The sequence below is a fragment of the Myxococcota bacterium genome, from assembly GCA_041389495.1.
In the GTDB taxonomy this organism is placed as follows: Bacteria; Myxococcota_A; UBA9160; order UBA9160; family UBA4427; genus JAWKRT01.
The window spans coordinates 1,630,462-1,647,078 of the sequence record JAWKRT010000001.1 but is presented as its reverse complement, the minus strand read 5'-3'; the positions used below and the strand labels follow the sequence as shown (position 1 = coordinate 1,647,078).

General features: G+C 76.2%; 18 protein-coding genes. 9 read left to right on the top strand and 9 right to left on the bottom strand.

What is annotated here, in order from left to right; translation table 11 throughout:
* The first annotated feature begins 276 nt into the window (after window positions 1–276).
* A complete protein-coding gene (locus R3E88_07300; protein MEZ4216267.1) occupies window positions 277–1,221 on the top strand; it encodes an acyl-CoA desaturase in 945 nt (314 codons plus the stop codon).
* On the opposite strand, the gene R3E88_07295 is transcribed toward R3E88_07300, so the two are convergent.
* Window positions 1,218–1,925 carry a hypothetical protein gene (locus R3E88_07295; protein MEZ4216266.1) on the bottom strand — a complete coding sequence of 236 codons (708 nt, stop codon included), beginning with the start codon at window positions 1,923–1,925 and terminating at the stop codon, window positions 1,218–1,220. The genes R3E88_07300 and R3E88_07295 overlap by 4 nt on opposite strands.
* Before the next feature lie 106 nt (window positions 1,926–2,031).
* Here R3E88_07295 and R3E88_07290 point away from each other — a divergent pair, with 106 nt between their 5' ends.
* Together R3E88_07290 and R3E88_07285 are read left to right on the top strand one after the other, a co-directional pair.
* Entirely contained in the window at window positions 2,032–2,466 is a 435-nt protein-coding gene (locus R3E88_07290; protein ID MEZ4216265.1) for a hypothetical protein, read from the top strand.
* Window positions 2,463–3,326 (top strand): protein phosphatase 2C domain-containing protein, encoded by an 864-nt coding sequence (locus tag R3E88_07285; GenBank protein MEZ4216264.1) that lies wholly within the window; start codon window positions 2,463–2,465, stop codon window positions 3,324–3,326. Before R3E88_07290 ends, R3E88_07285 begins: the two co-directional genes overlap by 4 nt.
* Here the strand turns inward: R3E88_07285 and R3E88_07280 are convergent.
* Genes R3E88_07280 through R3E88_07270 form a run of 3 tightly spaced genes read right to left on the bottom strand, consistent with a single transcriptional unit; the run spans window position 3,318 to window position 6,701 of the window.
* Window positions 3,318–4,466: an NAD(P)/FAD-dependent oxidoreductase gene (locus tag R3E88_07280; protein ID MEZ4216263.1), complete on the bottom strand. Its 1,149-nt coding sequence runs from the start codon at window positions 4,464–4,466 to the stop codon at window positions 3,318–3,320. The two genes, R3E88_07285 and R3E88_07280, sit on opposite strands and share 9 nt — an antisense overlap.
* Complete coding sequence (locus R3E88_07275) at window positions 4,463–5,728, bottom strand: sodium:calcium antiporter (protein MEZ4216262.1); 1,266 nt, start codon at window positions 5,726–5,728, stop codon at window positions 4,463–4,465. Before R3E88_07275 ends, R3E88_07280 begins: the two co-directional genes overlap by 4 nt.
* 1 nt (window position 5,729) lies before the next feature.
* Window positions 5,730–6,701 carry a carbohydrate kinase family protein gene (locus R3E88_07270; GenBank protein MEZ4216261.1) on the bottom strand — a complete coding sequence of 324 codons (972 nt, stop codon included), beginning with the start codon at window positions 6,699–6,701 and terminating at the stop codon, window positions 5,730–5,732.
* Window positions 6,702–6,778: 77 nt separating this feature from the next.
* On the opposite strand from R3E88_07270, the gene metF reads away from it, so the two are divergent.
* The 5 genes from metF to R3E88_07245 all read left to right on the top strand — a co-directional run bounded on the left by metF (window position 6,779) and on the right by R3E88_07245 (window position 11,813).
* The gene (gene metF / locus R3E88_07265) at window positions 6,779–7,666 is read left to right on the top strand and encodes a methylenetetrahydrofolate reductase [NAD(P)H] (GenBank protein MEZ4216260.1); all 888 of its coding nucleotides are present in this window, start codon (window positions 6,779–6,781) and stop codon (window positions 7,664–7,666) included.
* Window position 7,667: 1 nt separating this feature from the next.
* Window positions 7,668–8,288 (top strand): phosphoribosylglycinamide formyltransferase, encoded by a 621-nt coding sequence (purN, locus tag R3E88_07260; GenBank protein ID MEZ4216259.1) that lies wholly within the window; start codon window positions 7,668–7,670, stop codon window positions 8,286–8,288.
* Window positions 8,289–8,384: 96 nt separating this feature from the next.
* Window positions 8,385–9,164, top strand: coding sequence for a hypothetical protein (locus tag R3E88_07255; protein ID MEZ4216258.1), 780 nt, complete (start codon window positions 8,385–8,387; stop codon window positions 9,162–9,164).
* Window positions 9,161–10,759, top strand: a complete 1,599-nt coding sequence (locus R3E88_07250) for a hypothetical protein (protein ID MEZ4216257.1) — start codon at window positions 9,161–9,163, stop codon at window positions 10,757–10,759. The genes R3E88_07255 and R3E88_07250 overlap by 4 nt, the downstream gene beginning before the upstream one ends.
* 466 nt (window positions 10,760–11,225) lie before the next feature.
* Window positions 11,226–11,813: a methyltransferase domain-containing protein gene (locus R3E88_07245; GenBank protein ID MEZ4216256.1), complete on the top strand. Its 588-nt coding sequence runs from the start codon at window positions 11,226–11,228 to the stop codon at window positions 11,811–11,813.
* A gap of 140 nt (window positions 11,814–11,953) precedes the next feature.
* On the opposite strand, the gene R3E88_07240 is transcribed toward R3E88_07245, so the two are convergent.
* Window positions 11,954–12,304, bottom strand: a complete 351-nt coding sequence (locus tag R3E88_07240; protein ID MEZ4216255.1) for an RNA-binding protein — start codon at window positions 12,302–12,304, stop codon at window positions 11,954–11,956.
* 413 nt (window positions 12,305–12,717) lie between these two features.
* On the opposite strand from R3E88_07240, the gene R3E88_07235 reads away from it, so the two are divergent.
* Window positions 12,718–13,095 (top strand): PH domain-containing protein, encoded by a 378-nt coding sequence (locus tag R3E88_07235; GenBank protein MEZ4216254.1) that lies wholly within the window; start codon window positions 12,718–12,720, stop codon window positions 13,093–13,095.
* Here the strand turns inward: R3E88_07235 and dinB are convergent.
* The 4 genes from dinB to R3E88_07215 form a co-directional block, all read right to left on the bottom strand.
* Window positions 13,075–14,346: a DNA polymerase IV gene (dinB, locus tag R3E88_07230; protein ID MEZ4216253.1), complete on the bottom strand. Its 1,272-nt coding sequence runs from the start codon at window positions 14,344–14,346 to the stop codon at window positions 13,075–13,077. The genes R3E88_07235 and dinB overlap by 21 nt on opposite strands.
* A gap of 64 nt (window positions 14,347–14,410) precedes the next feature.
* Window positions 14,411–14,812, bottom strand: a complete 402-nt coding sequence (locus tag R3E88_07225; GenBank protein ID MEZ4216252.1) for a VOC family protein — start codon at window positions 14,810–14,812, stop codon at window positions 14,411–14,413.
* Window positions 14,813–14,868: 56 nt separating this feature from the next.
* The gene (locus tag R3E88_07220) at window positions 14,869–16,185 is read right to left on the bottom strand and encodes an NAD(P)/FAD-dependent oxidoreductase (protein ID MEZ4216251.1); all 1,317 of its coding nucleotides are present in this window, start codon (window positions 16,183–16,185) and stop codon (window positions 14,869–14,871) included.
* Window positions 16,185–16,604 (bottom strand): response regulator, encoded by a 420-nt coding sequence (locus tag R3E88_07215; GenBank protein MEZ4216250.1) that lies wholly within the window; start codon window positions 16,602–16,604, stop codon window positions 16,185–16,187. Before R3E88_07215 ends, R3E88_07220 begins: the two co-directional genes overlap by 1 nt.
* Between the last annotated feature and the right edge of the window lie 13 nt (window positions 16,605–16,617).

Here is a 16,617-nt window from a genome sequence, read left to right as displayed (position 1 = left end):
CGACGCGGGCTCGGGCATTCCGGTGACGTGCGCGGGGGGCGGCGGCTCGTGCACGTGCGCGGCCGCCGGCGCGTGGCGGGCGCGGAAGCTAGCAGAGGCGCCACCCTCCGCGCCGCTCGCCCTTTTACGCAAGTTTCACAGCGCGCGCGCTGCGCAGCGCCGATGCGCTCCGTAGCGTTCGGCCGCCTCCACCGAAGGTCCATCCGGAGCCCGGACGCCGCCCGCGCGGGCGCGCGCCGCGGGTGCTGCCCACGCACGAGGAGGAGCCGCGCTCCCATGGCCAGCCCGATCCCGACGACGCCCGAAGCGAACCTCGACCTGCCCGCGCCGCTCGAGGCCGCGCCGCGGGCGGCGGCCGCGGCGCCCGCCGCCGCTCCCGGCGAGCGCGACGCCGACGGCGCGTGGTCGCGCCAGGCCGCGCTCTCCGCGGCGATCTACTGGACCATCCACGCGGCGTGCCTGCTCGCGTTCTTCACCGGCGTCGGCGCGACCGAGGTCGCGCTCTGCCTCGGCCTCTTCTGGCTGCGCATGTTCGCCATCACCGGCGGCTACCACCGCTACTTCTCGCACCGCGCCTACCGCACGAGCCGCGCCTTCCAGTTCGCCCTCGCCGTGCTCGGCTGCATGGCGGTGCAGAAGGGGCCGCTCTGGTGGGCGGCCGGGCACCGCCGCCACCACCGCTTCTCCGATCGCGACGGCGACATGCACTCGCCGCGCCGGGGCTTCTGGTACTCGCACCAGGCGTGGATCTTCGACGACGCGTGGGGGCGCACCGAGATCGAGCTCGTTCCCGACCTCGCGCGCTACCCCGAGCTCGTGTGGCTGAACCGCTGGCACGTCGTGCCGCCCGCCCTGCTCGCGGCGGGGCTCTTCGCGGCGGGCGGGCTCTCGTGGCTCGTCTTCGGCTTCTGCATCTCGACGACGCTGCTCTGGCACGCGACCTACTCGATCAACTCGCTCGCCCACCTGTTCGGGTCGCGCCGCTACGAGACGGGCGACGACAGCCGCAACAACCTGTGGCTCGCGCTGCTCACGCTCGGCGAGGGCTGGCACAACAACCACCACAAGTACATGCCGGCCGCGCGCAACGGCTTCTTCTGGTGGGAGATCGACGTCACCTGGTACGCGCTGCGCGCGCTCGCGCGGCTCGGCGTCGTCTGGCAGCTGCGCGAAGTTCCCGCCCAGCTCCTCGAGGCGTCGGCGCACGACGCGCGCCGCTAGCGCGGCGGCGGGTCGTCGCCCGCGATCGCGAGCACGAGCCGCACGCACGTGCGGCCGTCGGCGCGCTCGACGTCGGCCTCGCCGCCGAGCGAGCCGAGCAGGAGGTCGGCGAGCTGGAGCGCGAGCACGCGCCCGCGCTGCGCGCCGACCCGCCAGTCGTCGAGCTCGCCATCGCGCGGGCCGTCGTCGCACACCGCGATCTCGAGCCGGTCGTCGCACACGCGCGCCGCGACGTCGACCCGGCCCGGCTCGCTCCCGCGCGCGCGCGTCGCGGCCTCGACGCCGCCGAGCGCGATCAGCAGCAGCAGCGCGTTGATGCGCTCCGGGTCGCCGACGACGAAGGGGAGATCGGGCGCGACCTCGATCGCGAGCCGCACGCCGGGCGCCCCGCGCTCGTCGAACACGTCGCGCAGGTTCGCGAGCAGCGCGCGCGCGCTGACGCGCCCCGCCCCGCCGCCGTCCACCTCCTCGAGCAGCGGCCGCACCTGCGCGAGCAGCGCGCCGACGCGCGCCGTCAGGTCCTCGATCGCGACGGCCGCGCGCGCGACGCCGAGCGGACCGTCCTCGTCGTCGAGCAGGTGGGCCTCGAGACGCACGGCCGCCACGAGGTTCCCGATCTCGTGACACACCGCGAGCACGAGATCGCGGCGGCGATCCTCCTGGAAGCTGCCCCCGCGCCAGGGCGTCGTGCGCATCGAAGACATGCGGGTGCTCCGCAACCGATCGAGTGGCGCGCGCGGCCGCCGCCGCGCGCGGCGAGCGCGCGGCGCGTGCCGCGGCCGTCGGACGACGGCGCGTATACTACCCGGCATGCCCGACTCCACCCGCGCTCCGTCCGAGCCCGCGTTTCCCGGTGCGGCGCGCGTCGCCGCCAAGCTCGACGAGCTGCACGTCGGCGACTACCGACGTCACGTCTTCCTCTGCACGGGCGGCGACTGCGCGCCGCCCGCGCTGCAGCAGGAGGCGTGGCAGTTCCTGAAGGCGAGGCTCAAGGAGCTCGGGCTCGTCGACCGCGCGGGCGGCGTCTTCCGGACGAAGGCCGAGTGCCTGCGCGTGTGCATGCAGGGACCGATCGCGCTCGTCTACCCGGACGGCACGTGGTACCGCAAGGCGACGCCGCAGAACCTCGAGCGCATCATCCAGGAGCACCTGATCGGGGGAACCCCCGTCGCCGACCTCGTGATCGCCACGAACGAGCTGTTCGACGACGACCCCGCCCCGCTTCCCGGCTCCGAGGGCGCGTGAGCGACGCGCCGCGCGCGCACCGCCTGCTCGGCGCGCGCTGCGTCGAGGTCGGGAGCGTCGAGGGCGTCGCGCAGGGCGCGTGCGCCATCGCCCTCTCGCGCGGCGGCGCGGCCAAGGTCTACGACCACACCGAGCCCAACGAGGACGCCGCCGCCTTCGCGGAGGGCGCGGGCGGCGTCCTGCTCGCGGTGGCTGACGGCCACGACGGCGCGCACGGCGCGGAGGCCGCGATCGCCGCGGTCGTCGATGCGATCGCGCCCGCGGCGTGCGCGGCGACGCCGCCGGTCGCGGGCGGAGCGGACGCGGGCCGCGCGTGGAACGACTGGCTCTACGCCGCGCTGCAGACGGCGAGCGCGCGCGCGATCGCCGACGCCGCCGCGCGCCGGCTCCCGCCCGCGCCGACGACGCTCGCGATCGCGCTCGTGCGCCCCGGCGACGACCTCGTCGCGTGGGCCGGCGTCGGCGACAGCCACGTGCTGGCGTGCGCCGCGGAGCGCGTCGAGGAGCGCGGCTGGGCGGCGCTCGGCGCGCACGCGTCGCCGCACTTCCTCGGCCTCCCCGAGGAGACGTGGCACCGCGCCAACACCGCGCTCGGCTGCGCGCCGCTCGGCGGCCTGCGCGCGCTCGCGCTCGCGACGGACGGGCTCTCCGAGGTCGGCATCGGCGTCGATCACCCCGAGGAGGCGGTCGCCGAAGCGCTCGCCGTCGCACGGGGCGTCGCCGTGCCGCCGGCCTGCCGGGCACAGCGCTTCGCGCGCGCACTCGCCGAGGCCGCGCTCGCCGCGCACCGGCGCCGCCGGAGCGGCGACAACGTGGCGGTCGCCGCGTGGGTCGCGCCCGACGCCGCGCGCTCAGAGTGACGCGAGCAGCGCGGCCACGCGGCGCGCGAGCGACGCGGCGGCGGTGAGCCCGGGCGACTCGATCCCGACGCAGCTCACGAAGCCCGGCGCGCCGTGCGCGCTCTCCTCGCGCACCACGAAGTCGCGGAACGGCTCGCCCGGCCCCGCGAGCTTGGGCCGCACACCGGCGTCGTCCGGCGCGAGCCACTCCTCGCGGATGCCGGGCGCATAGCGCGCGATCGCGCGCGCGAACGCGGCGGCCTTCGCCGGGTCGACGCGCACGTCGTCGCGCGCCTCGGGCGCGACGTACTCCGCGTCCGGGCCGAAGCGCACGCGCCCGCCGAGGTCGAGCGTCGCGTGCACGCCGAGCCCGCCGCCGGCCGGCAGCGGATACACGAGCCCGCGGAACGCGAGCGGCGCTCCGGGCGCGAGCGCGAAGTAGCTCCCCTTGCACGGGTGCAGGCGCAGGCCGGCGGCGTCGACGTCGATGCCGGCGAGCGCGGCCACGCGGTCGGCCTCGAGGCCGGCCGCGTCGACGACCGCGAGCGCGGCGATCGCGCCGCGCGCGCCGTCGGGCTCGCGCACGTCGACGCGCCACCCGTCGCGCGTGCGCGCGAGCCCGACCACTTCGCGCGACGTGAGACACGCCGCGCCCGAAGCCTCCGCCTCCGCCGCGAAGGACGCCGCGAGGCCGACGGCGTCGACGATGCCCGTGCGCGGCGACCACAGCGCGGCGACCGCGCGCACGTGCGGCTCGCGCGCGCTCGCGAACGCCGCGTCGACGAGCTCGACGTCCGGCGCCCCGCACGCGCGCGCGTTGGCGGCGAGCGCCTCGAGCCGCGGCACCTCGTCGGGCGCGCACGCGACGACGAGCTTGCCCGTCTCGCGCCAGTCGATGCCGCGCTCGCGACAGCGCGCGACGGTGAGCGCGCGCCCCTCGACGCACGCGTGCGCGGCGAGCGAGCCGGGCGGGTAGTAGAGCCCGGCGTGCAGCACGCCGCTGTTGCGGCTCGTCGTCGCCGTCGCGATGCGCGCCGCGCGCTCGAGCACGACGACGCCGCGCCCCGCGCTCGCGAGCGCCGCCGCGCTCGCGAGCCCGACGACGCCCGCGCCGACGACGACGACGTCGACGCCGTCCGCGGCGCGCGCCGGCGCGCTCACGCGCCGGGCGCCGAGGCGCTCCCCGCGCCGCTCCCCGACGCACGCCGCGCGGCGCGGTCGCTCGACGGCAGCGAGGTGACGAGCGAGAGGAAGCCGCGCGTCTTCGCGCGCGGCCCGAAGAGCAGGAGGCCCGCGGCACCCGCGAGGTAGAGCCACGTGAACCACACGTGCGTCGAGGGCAGCAGGAGCTGCACGGCGAACAGCGCGAAGAGCGCGATCGCCTCGGCGCGCGAGAACGCGAGGTCCGCCAGCAGGATCGCCGCGAAGAGCGACTGCGCCGACGTCAGGTACAGCTCGTGCGTCTGGCGCTCGTCGAGCGGGAGCCCGCTCCAGCCTCCCGACGACAGCATGAAGGCGAGCGGCAGCGCGCCGACGAGCAGCGTCCACTGGTTCACCTTCGACGAGACGAGCGCGCCGATGCCGATCGACCCGCGCACGCGCAGCGCGAAGAGCAGCGCGACCACGAACTCCGGCGACTCCGACGCGAGCGGCGCGACCCACTGCACGAGCAGGAACTCGTCGATCGCCGAGCTCCGCCCGACCATCACGAGGCTGTGCGCGAAGGGCTCGGCCGACACCCAGATCGACCAGCCCGCGCAACCGAACAGGAAGACGGCCCACAGGCGGCGCCCGAGGTCGCTGAAGTTCACGTCGATCAGCAGCGCCGGCCCGAGCAGCTCCTCCTCCTCGTGGCGGTCGCCGCGCATCGCCGCGACGACGTAGGCGCCGAAGAGGCCGAGCAGCACGACGGCGTCGAGCAGGTCGATCTTCCCGTTGAGCGGGATGACGAACGAGTAGAGCGTCGCCCAGATCAGGAAGCGCAGCTCGAGGCGCTGCCCGTGCGCGATCTCGAGCTCGCGCGTGCCCGACTTCCAGCACGTGATCAGCACGACCGCCGCCCAGCCGACGCCGATCAAGAGCCGGTTGGCGCCCGTCATGTTGGCGACGGCGTAGTGCGCCCAGGCGGGATCCTCGCCCGCCTTCCACGCGAACGAGAGGTCGACCGCGTACTCGGGCAGCACGCCGACGAGTGCGAGCACGAGCAGTGCGAACGCCTGCGGGATGTAGCGCTCGCCGATCTCGCACGACCACGACAGCATGAAGGCCGCGCCCAGGATCGCGAGGCCCGACAGCACGGCGACCCAGCCCGCCGGGAGGCCGAGTCCACCGACGGCGCTCGCGACGACCCACGGCACCGGCAGCGCGATGCCGAGCCCGAACCACGCGAGGTCGCGACCGCGGTCGCGGGGCGCCGTGTCCACGTCAGAAGCCTTCGCCGTACTCCCGCACATAGCGTTCGCGGAACGCGGCGGCGTCGAGCGGAATGCTCTGCGGGCCGGGGCGCGCGATCTTGAGCGCGCCGAACAGCGACCCGATGCGCGCGCCCGTCTCGAGCGGGAGGCCGCGGTGCAGCGCGTGCAGGAGGCCCGCGCGGTACGAGTCTCCGCAGCCCGTCGGGTCGACGATCGCGAGGGCCTTCACCGCCGGGACGACGCAGCGCTCCGAGGCGAGCGACACCGCCGCGTCGGTGCGACCGCCGCGCCGCAGCTCCGAGCCCTCGCCGCCGCGCGTGATGACGACCGCGCCGACGCGCTCGGCGATCGCCTCCGCGCTCTCGCCCGTCTTCTCGAGCGTGAGCGCCCACTCGTAGTCGTTCACGACGTAGACGGACGCGCCGTCGAGCAGCGCGAGCAGCTCGTCGCCGTCGAACAGCGGCAGCGCCTGGCCGGGGTCGACGACGCAGGTCGTGCCCGCGGACTTGAGCGCCGCGGCGTGCTCCTGCATCGCCTGCTTGCCGTTCGGCGCGACGATGCCGACGCGCACGCGCCCCGCGTCGGCGACCGACGAGATCTTCGCCTCGTGCGCGCGCGTCATCGCGCCGGGGTGGAACGCCGTGATCTGGTTGTCGTCGAGATCGGTCGTGATGAACGCCTGCGCCGTCATCGCGTCGCCGAGCACGAGCACGCCGTCCGTGCGCAGCCCGCACGCGCGCATGTGCTCGAGGTACGGATCGAAGTCGCGCCCGGCGGTGGCGAGCACGATCGGGTCCTCGCCCACGATGCGCAGGTTGTAGGCGATGTTCGCCGCCGTGCCGCCCCAGCGCTTGTCGAGCGTCGGCACGACGAACGACACGTTCAGCACGTGGACCTTGTCGGGCAGGATGTGGTGCTTGAAGCGGTCCTCGAAGACCATGATGTGGTCGTACGCGACCGATCCGCTCACGAGAATCGACATGGGCGCCTCCGCGAGCGGCGCAGTCTCGCCGTCCGGTGCGGGGGCGTCAATGCTGCGCGGTGGTAGACTGCGCCGCCATGCGCATCGCGGACCTGTACGGCAACGGACGTCCCGTCATCTCGTTCGAGTTCTTCCCGCCGAAGACGGAGGCGGGCTTCGCATCGCTGTTCCGCACGATCGCCGAGCTCGCGCACGTCGCGCCCGACTTCGTGTCCGTCACGATGGGCGCGGGCGGCGGCACGCGCGACAAGACGATCGACCTCGTGAAGCGGATCCAGCACGACACCGGCGTCACCGCGATGTGCCACCTGCCGTGCATCAGCTATTCGCGCGCCGAGATCGCGAACATCCTCGACGGGCTCGAGCGCGCCGGCATCGAGAACGTGCTCGCGCTCGGCGGCGACCCGCCGGCCGACGAGCCGCAGTTCGCGCCGCCGAGCGACGCGTTCGCCTATGCGAGCGAGCTCGTCGCCTTCATCCGACAGGGGCCGTGGTCGTTCTCGATCGGCGGGGGCTGCTATCCGGAAGTGCATCCGCGCGCGCTCTCCGCGGACGACGACCTCCGCCACCTCGTGCGCAAGGTCGCCGCCGGCACCGACTTCCTCATCACGCAGCTCTTCTTCGCGAACGACGACTACTTCCGCTTCGTCGACCGCGCGCGCGCCGCCGGCGTCCGCGTGCCGATCGTGCCCGGCATCATGCCGATCGTGAGCGCGTCGAACGTGCGGCGCATGGCGCAGCTCTCGAACGCGAAGATCCCGGCCGAGCTCGACCGCCGGCTCGACGCGGCGAGCGGCGACGAGGCGGTCGCGGCGGTCGGCGTCGAGTGGGCGACCGGGCAGTGCCGCGACCTGCTCGCGCGCGGCGCCCCCGGACTCCACTTCTACACGCTGAACCGCTCGCCGGCGACGCGTCGCATCCACGCGGCGCTCTTCGGCGCGGCGGACGGCGCGCGCTCCGCCTGACATGACGGCGCCGCTGCGCGTCGCCGTCCTGCTGTCGGGCAGCGGCACGAGCCTCGAGAACCTCTTCGAGCACATCGACCGCGGGCTGCCCGCGCGGGTCGTCGTCGCGATCTCGTCGAAGGAGGACGCGTTCGGCCTCGAGCGCGCGCGCCGCCGCGGCGTGCCGACGGCCGTCGTGTCGCGGCGCGCGCTGCGCGACATCGACGCCTTCAACGACGCGCTCCACGCCGAGCTCGCACGCCACGAGGTCGACCTCGTCGCGCTGCTCGGCTTCCTCTCGCTCTTCCAGTCGCGCGGCAAGTACGACGGCCGCGCGATCAACGTGCACCCCGCGCTCATCCCCGCCTTCAGCGGCCCGGGCTTCTACGGCCACCGCGTGCACGAAGCCGTGCTCGCGAAGGGCGCGAAGGTGAGCGGCGCGACCGTGCACTTCACCGACGACGCCTACGACCGCGGCCCGATCCTGCTGCAGGAGGCGGTGCCCGTGCTCGAGAGCGACACGCCCGACGCGCTCGCGGCACGCGTCCAGGCCGCCGAGCGGCGGCTCGTGCCCGAGGCGATCCGCCTGATCGCCGAGGGGCGCGTGCGGATCGCCGACGGCCGCACCTTCCTGCACCGCTGATCGCCGCCGGCGCGGCCCCCGCCCCGCTTCCGCCCCGTTTCCCGCTGCGACGGGACGGGCTTGACCCGGAGGCGAACAAAAGGCGAAGATCGCCGCATGCCCCCCGGCCCCCCGCACCGGCTCGCCCGGGCGCGCCCCGCGTCCGACGCCTCCCCTGCCGCATCCGCCGCCCCCGCCGATCGCGCGGCGCGGCTCGACGCGCTCGTGCGCGCGCTCGGCTCGCAGCTGCGGCGCGGCCCGGCGGCCGGCGACGCGAGCGGCGCCGCGCCCTGGCCCACCGGCCTCACCGAGGTCGACGCCCTGCTCGGCGGCGGCCTGCCGCGCGCCGGGCTGAGCGAGATCGCCGGGCCGGCCTCGTCCGGCCGCACCTCCGTCGCGCTCGCGCTCGTCGCGCGCGCGACCCGGGCCGGCCACTGCGCGGCCTGGATCGACGCCGCCGACGCCTTCGACCCGATCTCGGCCGACGACGCGGGTGCGGCGCTCGAGCGCGTGCTCTGGGCGCGCCCGCGCGCCGGCGACGAGACGCTGCGCATCGCCGCGCGGCTGCTCGAGACCGACGGCTTCCCGCTGGTCGTGCTCGACCTGGGGCTCGCTCCCGCGCGCGGCGCGGTGCGCGACCCGAACGCCTGGCGGCGGCTCGCGCGCGCGGCGCAGGCGGCGGCGCGCGCGCTCGTCGTGCTCGCCGACGAACGCGTCGCCGGCAGCGCCGCCGACGTCGCGCTCGCGCTCGCGCGCCATCCCGCGCGCTGGAGCGAGGCGCCGACGCTGCTCGAGGGGCTCGAGCTCGAGGTCGCGCTCGTGCGGCACCGCACGGCGCCGGCCGCCGCGGGGCGCGGCGTGCGCGTGCGGACGCCGCGCGACGAGCGCGCCGCATGAGCGCGCAGCGGCGCGTCGCCTGCCTGCTGGCGCCGGACTTCCTCGTGCAGGCCGAGCGACGCGCCCACCCCGAGCTCGCGGGCCGCCCCTTCGTCGTCGCGACCGGCGACGACGGGCGCGCGGAGATCGTCGCCGTCTCCGAGGCGGCGACGCGCGCGGGCGTGCGCGCGGCGCAGACCGTCGCCCGCGCGCGCGCGGCCTGCGCCGGGCTCGTCGTGCGGCCGGCCTCGGCCGCGCTCGAGCAGAGCGCGCGCCAGAGCCTGCTCGACGCCGCGCTCGCCCTCGCGCCGCGCGCCGAGCTCGCCCCGCGCGAGGCGCCGCCGTTCGCCGCCGAGGCCGCCGTCTTCGTCGACGCGACGGGAACCGCGACGCTGTACGCGTCCGAGAACGGCTTCGCGTCGGCGCTCGTCGCGCGCGCGGGCGCGCTCGGGCTCGCGGGCTTCGTCGGCGTCGCGAGCTCGCGCTTCGCGGCGCGCGGCGTGGCGCGCCGGCTCGCGGCCGCGGCGCGCGGCGCCGCACACGCGGAGGCCCGCGCGTCGGGCTTCCTCGCGCTGCGGCCCGACGAGGAGGCGCGCGCGATCGCCGCGCTGCCCGTCGACCTGCTCGCGCCGAGCGACGCGCTCGCACAGCGCCTCACGCGCCTCGGCATCCGGCGCGTCGGCGACCTCCTGCGCCTGCCGCGGCGCGCGCTCGCACAGCGCCTCGGCCCCGAGGCGCGCGCGCTCGCCGCGCGCGCGCGCGGCGAGCACGACGAGCCGCCGCTGCCCGCGCCGCGCGACGCGCGGCTCGAGGAGGCCTGCGACCTCGAGGCGCCGATCGACCGGCTCGAGCCGCTGCGCTTCGCGCTGCGCGGGCTCGCCGCGCGGCTCGCGGAGCGGCTCGCCGTGCGCGGCCTCGCCACGCGCCGGCTCGAGCTCGCGCTCGCGCTCGAGGGCCGCGCGCGCGACGCGCGGCGCATCGGGCTCGCCGCGCCGACGCTCGACGTGCGCGTGTGGATGCGCGTGCTCGCCGGCGAGCTCGAGGCGAGCCCGCCGCGCGCGCCGGTGCTCGCGGTGGCGCTCGCGACCGAGGGCGAGGCGGTGCGACGCGACCAGCTCGACCTGTTCCGCCCGCGCGGCCCCGACCCGTCCGCGCTCGACGCGACGCTCGCCGAGCTCGAGGCGCTGTGCGGGCGCGAGCGCGTCGGCGCGCCGCGCGTCGCCGACGTCCACCGCCCCGACGCCTGGGCCCTCGCGCCGTTCGCGCCGCGCGCGGCCGAGGCCCGCGCCGCGGGCGGCCCCGTCGACACCGCGCGCATCGGGGACGAACGGGGAACGGACGCGCGCCCGCCCCTCGCGGCCGTTCGCGCACTGCGCCCACCCGTGCCGGCGCGGGTGCGCGTCGACGCCGGCGCGCCGGTCGCCGTCGCGAGCGCCGTCACGAGCGGCGAGGTCGTCCACGCGAGCGGCCCGTGGCGCAGCACGGGCGGATGGTGGAGCGAGGGCGAACGCTATGCGCTCGATCACTACGACGTGCAGGTGAGCGACGGCGTCGTCGCGCGACTCTGCTTCGACTGGACCGCGCGGCGCTGGTCCGTCGACGGCGTCTACGACTAACATCGATCGCGGAACGCGCGCGCGGTCGGCGCGGCGCGCGGCGCGCGCGATGCGGCACGCGGAGCGCGCGCGACGCGATACCGCACACGCGCGCGCGATGCGGAGTGCGCGCGTGTGCGGAGCGCGCGCGATGGGCGACGTCGCGATGCGGCGGGCGCGCAGCGCCGTCGCGCGCCGAGCGCGCGCGGCCGCGCGCGGGTCGGGCGCGCGCGACGAACGGGCGCGCGGCCCGATGCGCGGCCCGATGCGCGGCCCGGCGCGCGGTCCGAGCCGCGCCCGCCCCGGCACGATCGGGCGCGCGAACGCCCGTTCGAGGGGAGGGCCCCGCGCTCCGGCGCATTCTCGCCGCGCCGCGCACGACTCGCTTGACCGCGCGTCGCTTCACCTCTAAAAAACGTGCGCTCTCTTCCCAGCCCGATCCGACCGCGCGCGCCGAGGGCGCGCCTCGACGGAGGAACGCTCTCGCATGCCCCTCGCCACCCCCGACCCCGAACACCGACTGGCCTTCCTGCGCGGATTCCTGAAGCGACCGAAGGAGGTCGGGTCGGTGATTCCGAGCTCGCGCTTCCTCGAGCGCCGCATCGTGAAGAGCGCCGACCTCGCGAGCAGCCGCGTCGTCGTCGAGCTCGGCCCCGGAACGGGCGGCACGACGCGCGCGCTGCTCCGCGCCCTCGCCCCCGACGCGACGCTGCTCGCGATCGAGATCAACCCGCACTTCGCGCGGCTGCTGCGCGAGCACGTGCGCGACCCGCGGCTCATCGTGTTCGAGGGCAGCGCGGCCGACATTCCGAGCGCGCTCGCGAAGTTCGACCTTCCCGCGCCCGACGTGATCCTGTCCGGGATCCCGTTCTCGACGATGCCGCGCGCGCTCGGCACGAGCATCCTCGAGAGCGTGCGCGACGCGCTCGCGCCCGGCGGGCGGTTCGTCGCCTATCAGTTCCGCGATCGCGTGGAGAAGCTCGGGCGCCGCGTGTTCGGGCGCGCGAGCGTGCAGCTCGAGCTGCTGAACGTGCCGCCGATGCACGTCTACCGCTGGGACAAGTCGAGCGACTGACGCGCCACACGCGCGCCTCGAACGCTCTCGTCGGAGCGGGAGCCGGCCGCGCGGAGCGGCGCGGCCGGAAGCGGGCCGGAAGGTGGAACGCGCGAGCTCCGCTCTCGCGGAGCTCGCGCGTCGAAGCTACCTGCCGCGCGCTACCAGCGAGGCCGACCGCCGCCGCCGCCACCGCGGGGGCCACCGCCACCGCCGCCGCCGCTGCGCTTGTCGTTCGCCTCGTTCACACGCAGGGCGCGACCGCCGAAGTCGCGACCATCCAGCTGCTCGATCGCCTTGTCCGCGCCTTCCGAAGGCTCGATCTCGACGAATCCGAACCCGCGCGAGCGGCCCGTCTCGCGGTCGGTGATGATCGCGACCGACTCGACGGAACCGAACGATCCGAACAGATCCCGGAGCTCGTCCTCGGTGCAGCTCCAGGGCAGGTTCCCAACGTACAACTTCTTCACAGATGCACTCCAGAAGCCCGGCCACTCATTGGCGCGAGCCATTCGGACCCGCACCTAACGTCCTTCGCAGGATCGGGTCTCGGTCGAGGCGCGGCTGCTTTCCTCGTCGCCGCGTCACTTGCGTCACGGAACTCTGAGCCGACTGCGAAGTGAGATGAACTCGGAAGGAATCGAAATCGGGCAGGGCCAGTTGCAAGCGGCGCAAACAGTAGGCAGCCTCGTCGACGCACGCCACCGGACCGGGAGGCGCTTGCGCGACGCGATCCGCCCGACGCCGTCGCGATACGCCGCGTGTCGATATCGAACGGACGTTCGGGCCGGCGCGGGCGCGGCGGGTCGGTGCGGAGCTGGCGCGAATTGGGCCAGCTCCCCGGGGAAGACGCGGCCGACGCGCGCGGGCGACCGCGACCGAGTGCGCGAACCTGCGCGCCGCAGCGACGGGGGGTGACGACGCGATGGGCATGTGGAGCGGATGGATCGGGACCGCGAGCGAGCTCGAGTCGTCGTCGGTCGAGGAGGAGCTCGCGTCGTTCCTCGTCCCGGGCGAGCGCATCGAGAAGGCCTTCCGCGTGGGGCGCGACCTCTACGTCTTCACGAGCGCGCGACTCGTGCTCGTCGACCGCCAGGGCATCGCCGGCCGCAAGGCGCTCGTGACGTCGATCCCGTACCGGAGCATCACGCGCTTCTCGAAGGAGAACGCGGGGACGCTCGACCTCGACGCGGAGCTGCGCATCTGGACCGCCGGCCAGCCCGACCCGATCGTGAAGCGCTTCCGCAACGACGCGAGCCTCCACGACGTGTACCGGCTGCTCTCAGTCGGGGCGCTCCGCTGACGGCGCACCGCGCTCGCCGCGCTTCGCCTGCAGCGACAGCCCGGCGCGCGCGGCGTCGCCCTCGCCGCCCCGCTTCACCGCGCCGTCGCCGAAGCGGTCGACCAGCGCGTCGACGGCCCGGTCGAGCCGGCGCCGCCGCTCGGTCGACGCGCGCTCGGCGCCCTCGAAGAGCCCGAGCTGCCCGTCGCCGCGCGCCACCAGGTTCGTCGCGCCGACCCCGACGAGCCGCACCGGCTCGTCGAGCGCGCCGCGGTCGAGCAGCCGCGTCGCCTCGCGCGCGATCACGAGGCCCTCGTCGGTCGGCGCGGACAGCGTCGTGCGGCGCGTGTGCAGCGGGTAGCCGCGCGGCCCGGGCGCGCGCCGCCTCCCGAACCGCCACTTGAGCACGACCGTGCGCGCCTCGAGCCCGTCGCGGCGGAGGCGCCGCGCGACGGCCTCGGCGTGCGCGAGGAGCGTCGCGGCGAGCACGTCGCGCGACGCGACGTCGCGCGCGAACGTGTTCTCCTCGCTGTACGAGACGGCTTCGCGGAACGGCTCGACCTCGCGCAGGTCGTCGCCGCGCGCGAGCCGCGCGAGCGCGACGCCGTGCGCGCCGAGCGCGCGCTCGAGCAAGCGCGCATCCGCGCGCGCGACGTCGCCGACGGTCCGCAGCCCGAGCGCGTGGAGCCGCTGCTCGCCCGTCGCCCCGACTCCCCACAGCCGGCGCACGGGGAGCGGGTCGAGGAACGCGCGCACGTCGCCCGCGCGCACCTCGACGAGGCCGTCGGGCTTCGCCGCGTCGCTCGCGATCTTCGCGACCATCTTCACGGGGCCGATGCCGACGGAGACGGCGAGCCCCGTCACCTCGCGCACGCGCGCGCGCAGACGCCGGCCCACGTCGCCCGGCGCGCCGAGCAGCCGCTCCGAGCCCGTGAGGTCGAGGAAGGCCTCGTCGAGCGAGAGCCCCTCGACGCTCGGCGAGAACTCGCGGAACACGTCGAAGATGCGCCGGCTCTCGGCCGCATAACGAGCCATCTCGCCGCGCAGGAAGACGCCGTGCGGGCAGAGCTGGCGCGCGCGATAGGTCGGCATCGCCGAGTGCACGCCGAAGGCGCGCGCCTCGTAGCTCGCGGCCGACACGACGCCGCGCGCTCCCGTGCCGCCGACGATCACCGGGCGGCCGCGCAGGCGCGGGTCGTCGCGCTGCTCGACGGACGCGTAGAACGCGTCCATGTCGGCGTGGAGCACGACGCGCGGGTGCTCCGCGTTCACGCGCGCTCCCGACCCGGAGCGCTTCCCGGCGCGAAGGCCCCTGCGCCGCCCGCCGACACGATCGCTACCACTCGCCCGTGTTCGGCATCGAGGCCCACGGCTCGCGCGGCGCGAGCGGCGCGCCCTTCTGCAGCAGCTCGACCGAGATCGCGTCGGGCGAGCGCACGAAGGCCATGCGGCCGTCGCGCGGCGGACGCAGGATGACGACGCCGTGCGCGGCGAGCCGCTCGCACGCCGCGTAGACGTCGTCGACCTCGTAGGCGAGGTGCCCGAAGTTGCGCCCGCCGCCGTACGCCTCCGGGTCCCAGTTGTGCGTGAGCTCGACCTGCGCGTCGTCGTCGCCCGGCGCGGCGAGGAAGACGAGCGTGAAGCGGCCGGCGGGAACGTCGTAGCGGTGCAGCTCGCGCAGGCCGAGCGCGTCGCAGTAGAACGCGAGCGACGCGTCGAGATCGGTGACGCGCACCATCGTGTGCAGGTAGCGAAGGGACACGGGGCCTCCGGCGGTCGGAACGAGCGGAGGCGTCAGCCGAGCGCGCGGACCACCTCGCTCGCCGCGCGCAGACCGCTCGTCAGGGAGCCCTCAGTATACGGGCCGACGCGGAAGTCCCCGGCGAAGGCGAGCCGCGGCGTGCGCTCCGCGCGCTCGAGGAAGGCGCGCAGCCGCCGCAGCGCGCCGGGCGCGAAGCGCGAGCCCGCCGACGCCACGCGCTCGACGACGATGCGCCGCGGCCGCACCCGGCCGATCGGCGTGCGCTCGAGCGCCTCGAGCACGCGCGCCCCGAGCCGATCGTCGTCGCGGCTCCACAGGCGCTCCACGGCGCGCGGGTCGAGCTCGATGCGCAGCGCGCCCGCGCCCGGCGGCGCGGCGTCGCGCTTGTGGTGCTCGACGCAGATGCGCGCGAGGTCGAGGCCGAGCTGCGACGGGACGTGGAGCGCGTAGTGCGCGAGCCCGCGCGGTGGCTCGTCGAGCAGCGCGTGCACGACGAGCGCGCGCCCGGTCCCGACGCTCGCGAGGAAGCCGTGCTCCTCGGGCGTGAGCTTCGCGCAGACGGCGGCGGCGCGATCGGCGGGCAGCGCGATCACGACGGCGTCCGCGAACACGCGCCGCTCGCGCCCGCTCGCGACATAGCGAACGACCGCGCCGCCGCGCTCCGTCTCCACGCTCTCGACGCGCGCGCCGCAGCGCACCGCGACCTGGTCGCGCAGCGCGTCGACGACGCGCCCCATGCCGCCGGTGATCGCCTCGAAGCCGCCGCCGCGCAGCTCCTCGAGCAGCACGAGCTGCACGAACGCATCGGAGCACGCCTCGAGCGGCGCGCCGAGGCGCGGCTCGAGCACGGGCGCGACCAGGAAGTCGCGCGCCTCGACGCCGCACGCGCGCGCCAGATCGGTGGCGGCGTCGCCGCGCTCGCGCGCGGCCGCGCGCTCGGGGTGGTGGAGGTCGAGCTCGCCGCGGCGGCGCACGAGATCGAGCGCGAAGCGCGCGGCGCGCACGCGCGCGCCCACCGACAGGAGCGGCGACGCGAAGAACGCGCGCACCGAGTCGGTCGGCACCGGAACGAAGACGCCGCGTCGCAGCACCGCGCTGCCGCCCGGCTCGATCGGATGGAGCGCGTCCTGCAGGCCGAGCGCGTGCACGAGCACGCGGCGGTTGTGGTCGAGCGGGCCGAACGCCGCCGGCCCGCGCTCGAGGCGGTAGCCGTCGACGAGCGTCGTGCGCACGCGGCCGCCCGGCGCGTCCGCGGCCTCGAGCACCTCGACGTCGTGCTCGGCGTGCCGCAGCCGCCAGGCACACGCGAGCCCGGCGATGCCGCCGCCCACGACGACGATCGACGCCATCAGCGGAGACCGTCGGGGTGGCTCTCTCCCGCGAGCACGCGACGCACCATCTCGGCGAGGGTACGGGGCGCGAACGGCTTGCGCAGGAAGCTGCCGCCGATGCGCGCGAGGTCGTCGCGCAGCGCGGCGTCGAGATCGCCGCCGCTCGCGACGACGATGCGCAGCGCGGGGATCGCCGCGTGCAGCGCGCGCACGACGGAGGCGCCGCCTTCGGGCGGGAGCTTCTGGTCGACGATCGCGAGCGCGGGCTTCGCACTCGCCGCGAGCGCGACCGCCTCCGCGCCGTCGCTCGCCTCGGCGACGGCGAAGCCGTCGCGCGCGAGCACGCGCCCCATCAGGCGCCGGAGCTGCTCCTCGTCGTCGACGACGAGGATGCAGACGGAGCCCTCGCCCACCTGGGAGTCGAGTGCGCCGGCCATGCGGGCAGCATAC

Bases quoted from the DNA above. Each gene is read 5' to 3' on its own strand.
- R3E88_07250 (MEZ4216257.1), top strand. From the start codon at position 9,161: ATGAGCGCGCAGCGGCGCGTCGCCTGCCTGCTGGCGCCGGACTTCCTC.
- R3E88_07300 (MEZ4216267.1), top strand. From the start codon at position 277: ATGGCCAGCCCGATCCCGACGACGCCCGAAGCGAACCTCGACCTGCCC.
- R3E88_07235 (MEZ4216254.1), top strand. From the start codon at position 12,718: ATGGGCATGTGGAGCGGATGGATCGGGACCGCGAGCGAGCTCGAGTCG.
- R3E88_07290 (MEZ4216265.1), top strand. From the start codon at position 2,032: ATGCCCGACTCCACCCGCGCTCCGTCCGAGCCCGCGTTTCCCGGTGCG.
- R3E88_07270 (MEZ4216261.1), bottom strand. From the start codon at position 6,701: ATGTCGATTCTCGTGAGCGGATCGGTCGCGTACGACCACATCATGGTC.
- R3E88_07245 (MEZ4216256.1), top strand. From the start codon at position 11,226: ATGCCCCTCGCCACCCCCGACCCCGAACACCGACTGGCCTTCCTGCGC.
- R3E88_07215 (MEZ4216250.1), bottom strand. From the start codon at position 16,604: ATGGCCGGCGCACTCGACTCCCAGGTGGGCGAGGGCTCCGTCTGCATC.
- R3E88_07225 (MEZ4216252.1), bottom strand. From the start codon at position 14,812: ATGGTGCGCGTCACCGATCTCGACGCGTCGCTCGCGTTCTACTGCGAC.
- purN (MEZ4216259.1), top strand. From the start codon at position 7,668: ATGACGGCGCCGCTGCGCGTCGCCGTCCTGCTGTCGGGCAGCGGCACG.
- R3E88_07295 (MEZ4216266.1), bottom strand. From the start codon at position 1,925: ATGTCTTCGATGCGCACGACGCCCTGGCGCGGGGGCAGCTTCCAGGAG.
- metF (MEZ4216260.1), top strand. From the start codon at position 6,779: ATGCGCATCGCGGACCTGTACGGCAACGGACGTCCCGTCATCTCGTTC.
- R3E88_07255 (MEZ4216258.1), top strand. From the start codon at position 8,385: ATGCCCCCCGGCCCCCCGCACCGGCTCGCCCGGGCGCGCCCCGCGTCC.
- R3E88_07240 (MEZ4216255.1), bottom strand. From the start codon at position 12,304: ATGGCTCGCGCCAATGAGTGGCCGGGCTTCTGGAGTGCATCTGTGAAG.
- R3E88_07220 (MEZ4216251.1), bottom strand. From the start codon at position 16,185: ATGGCGTCGATCGTCGTCGTGGGCGGCGGCATCGCCGGGCTCGCGTGT.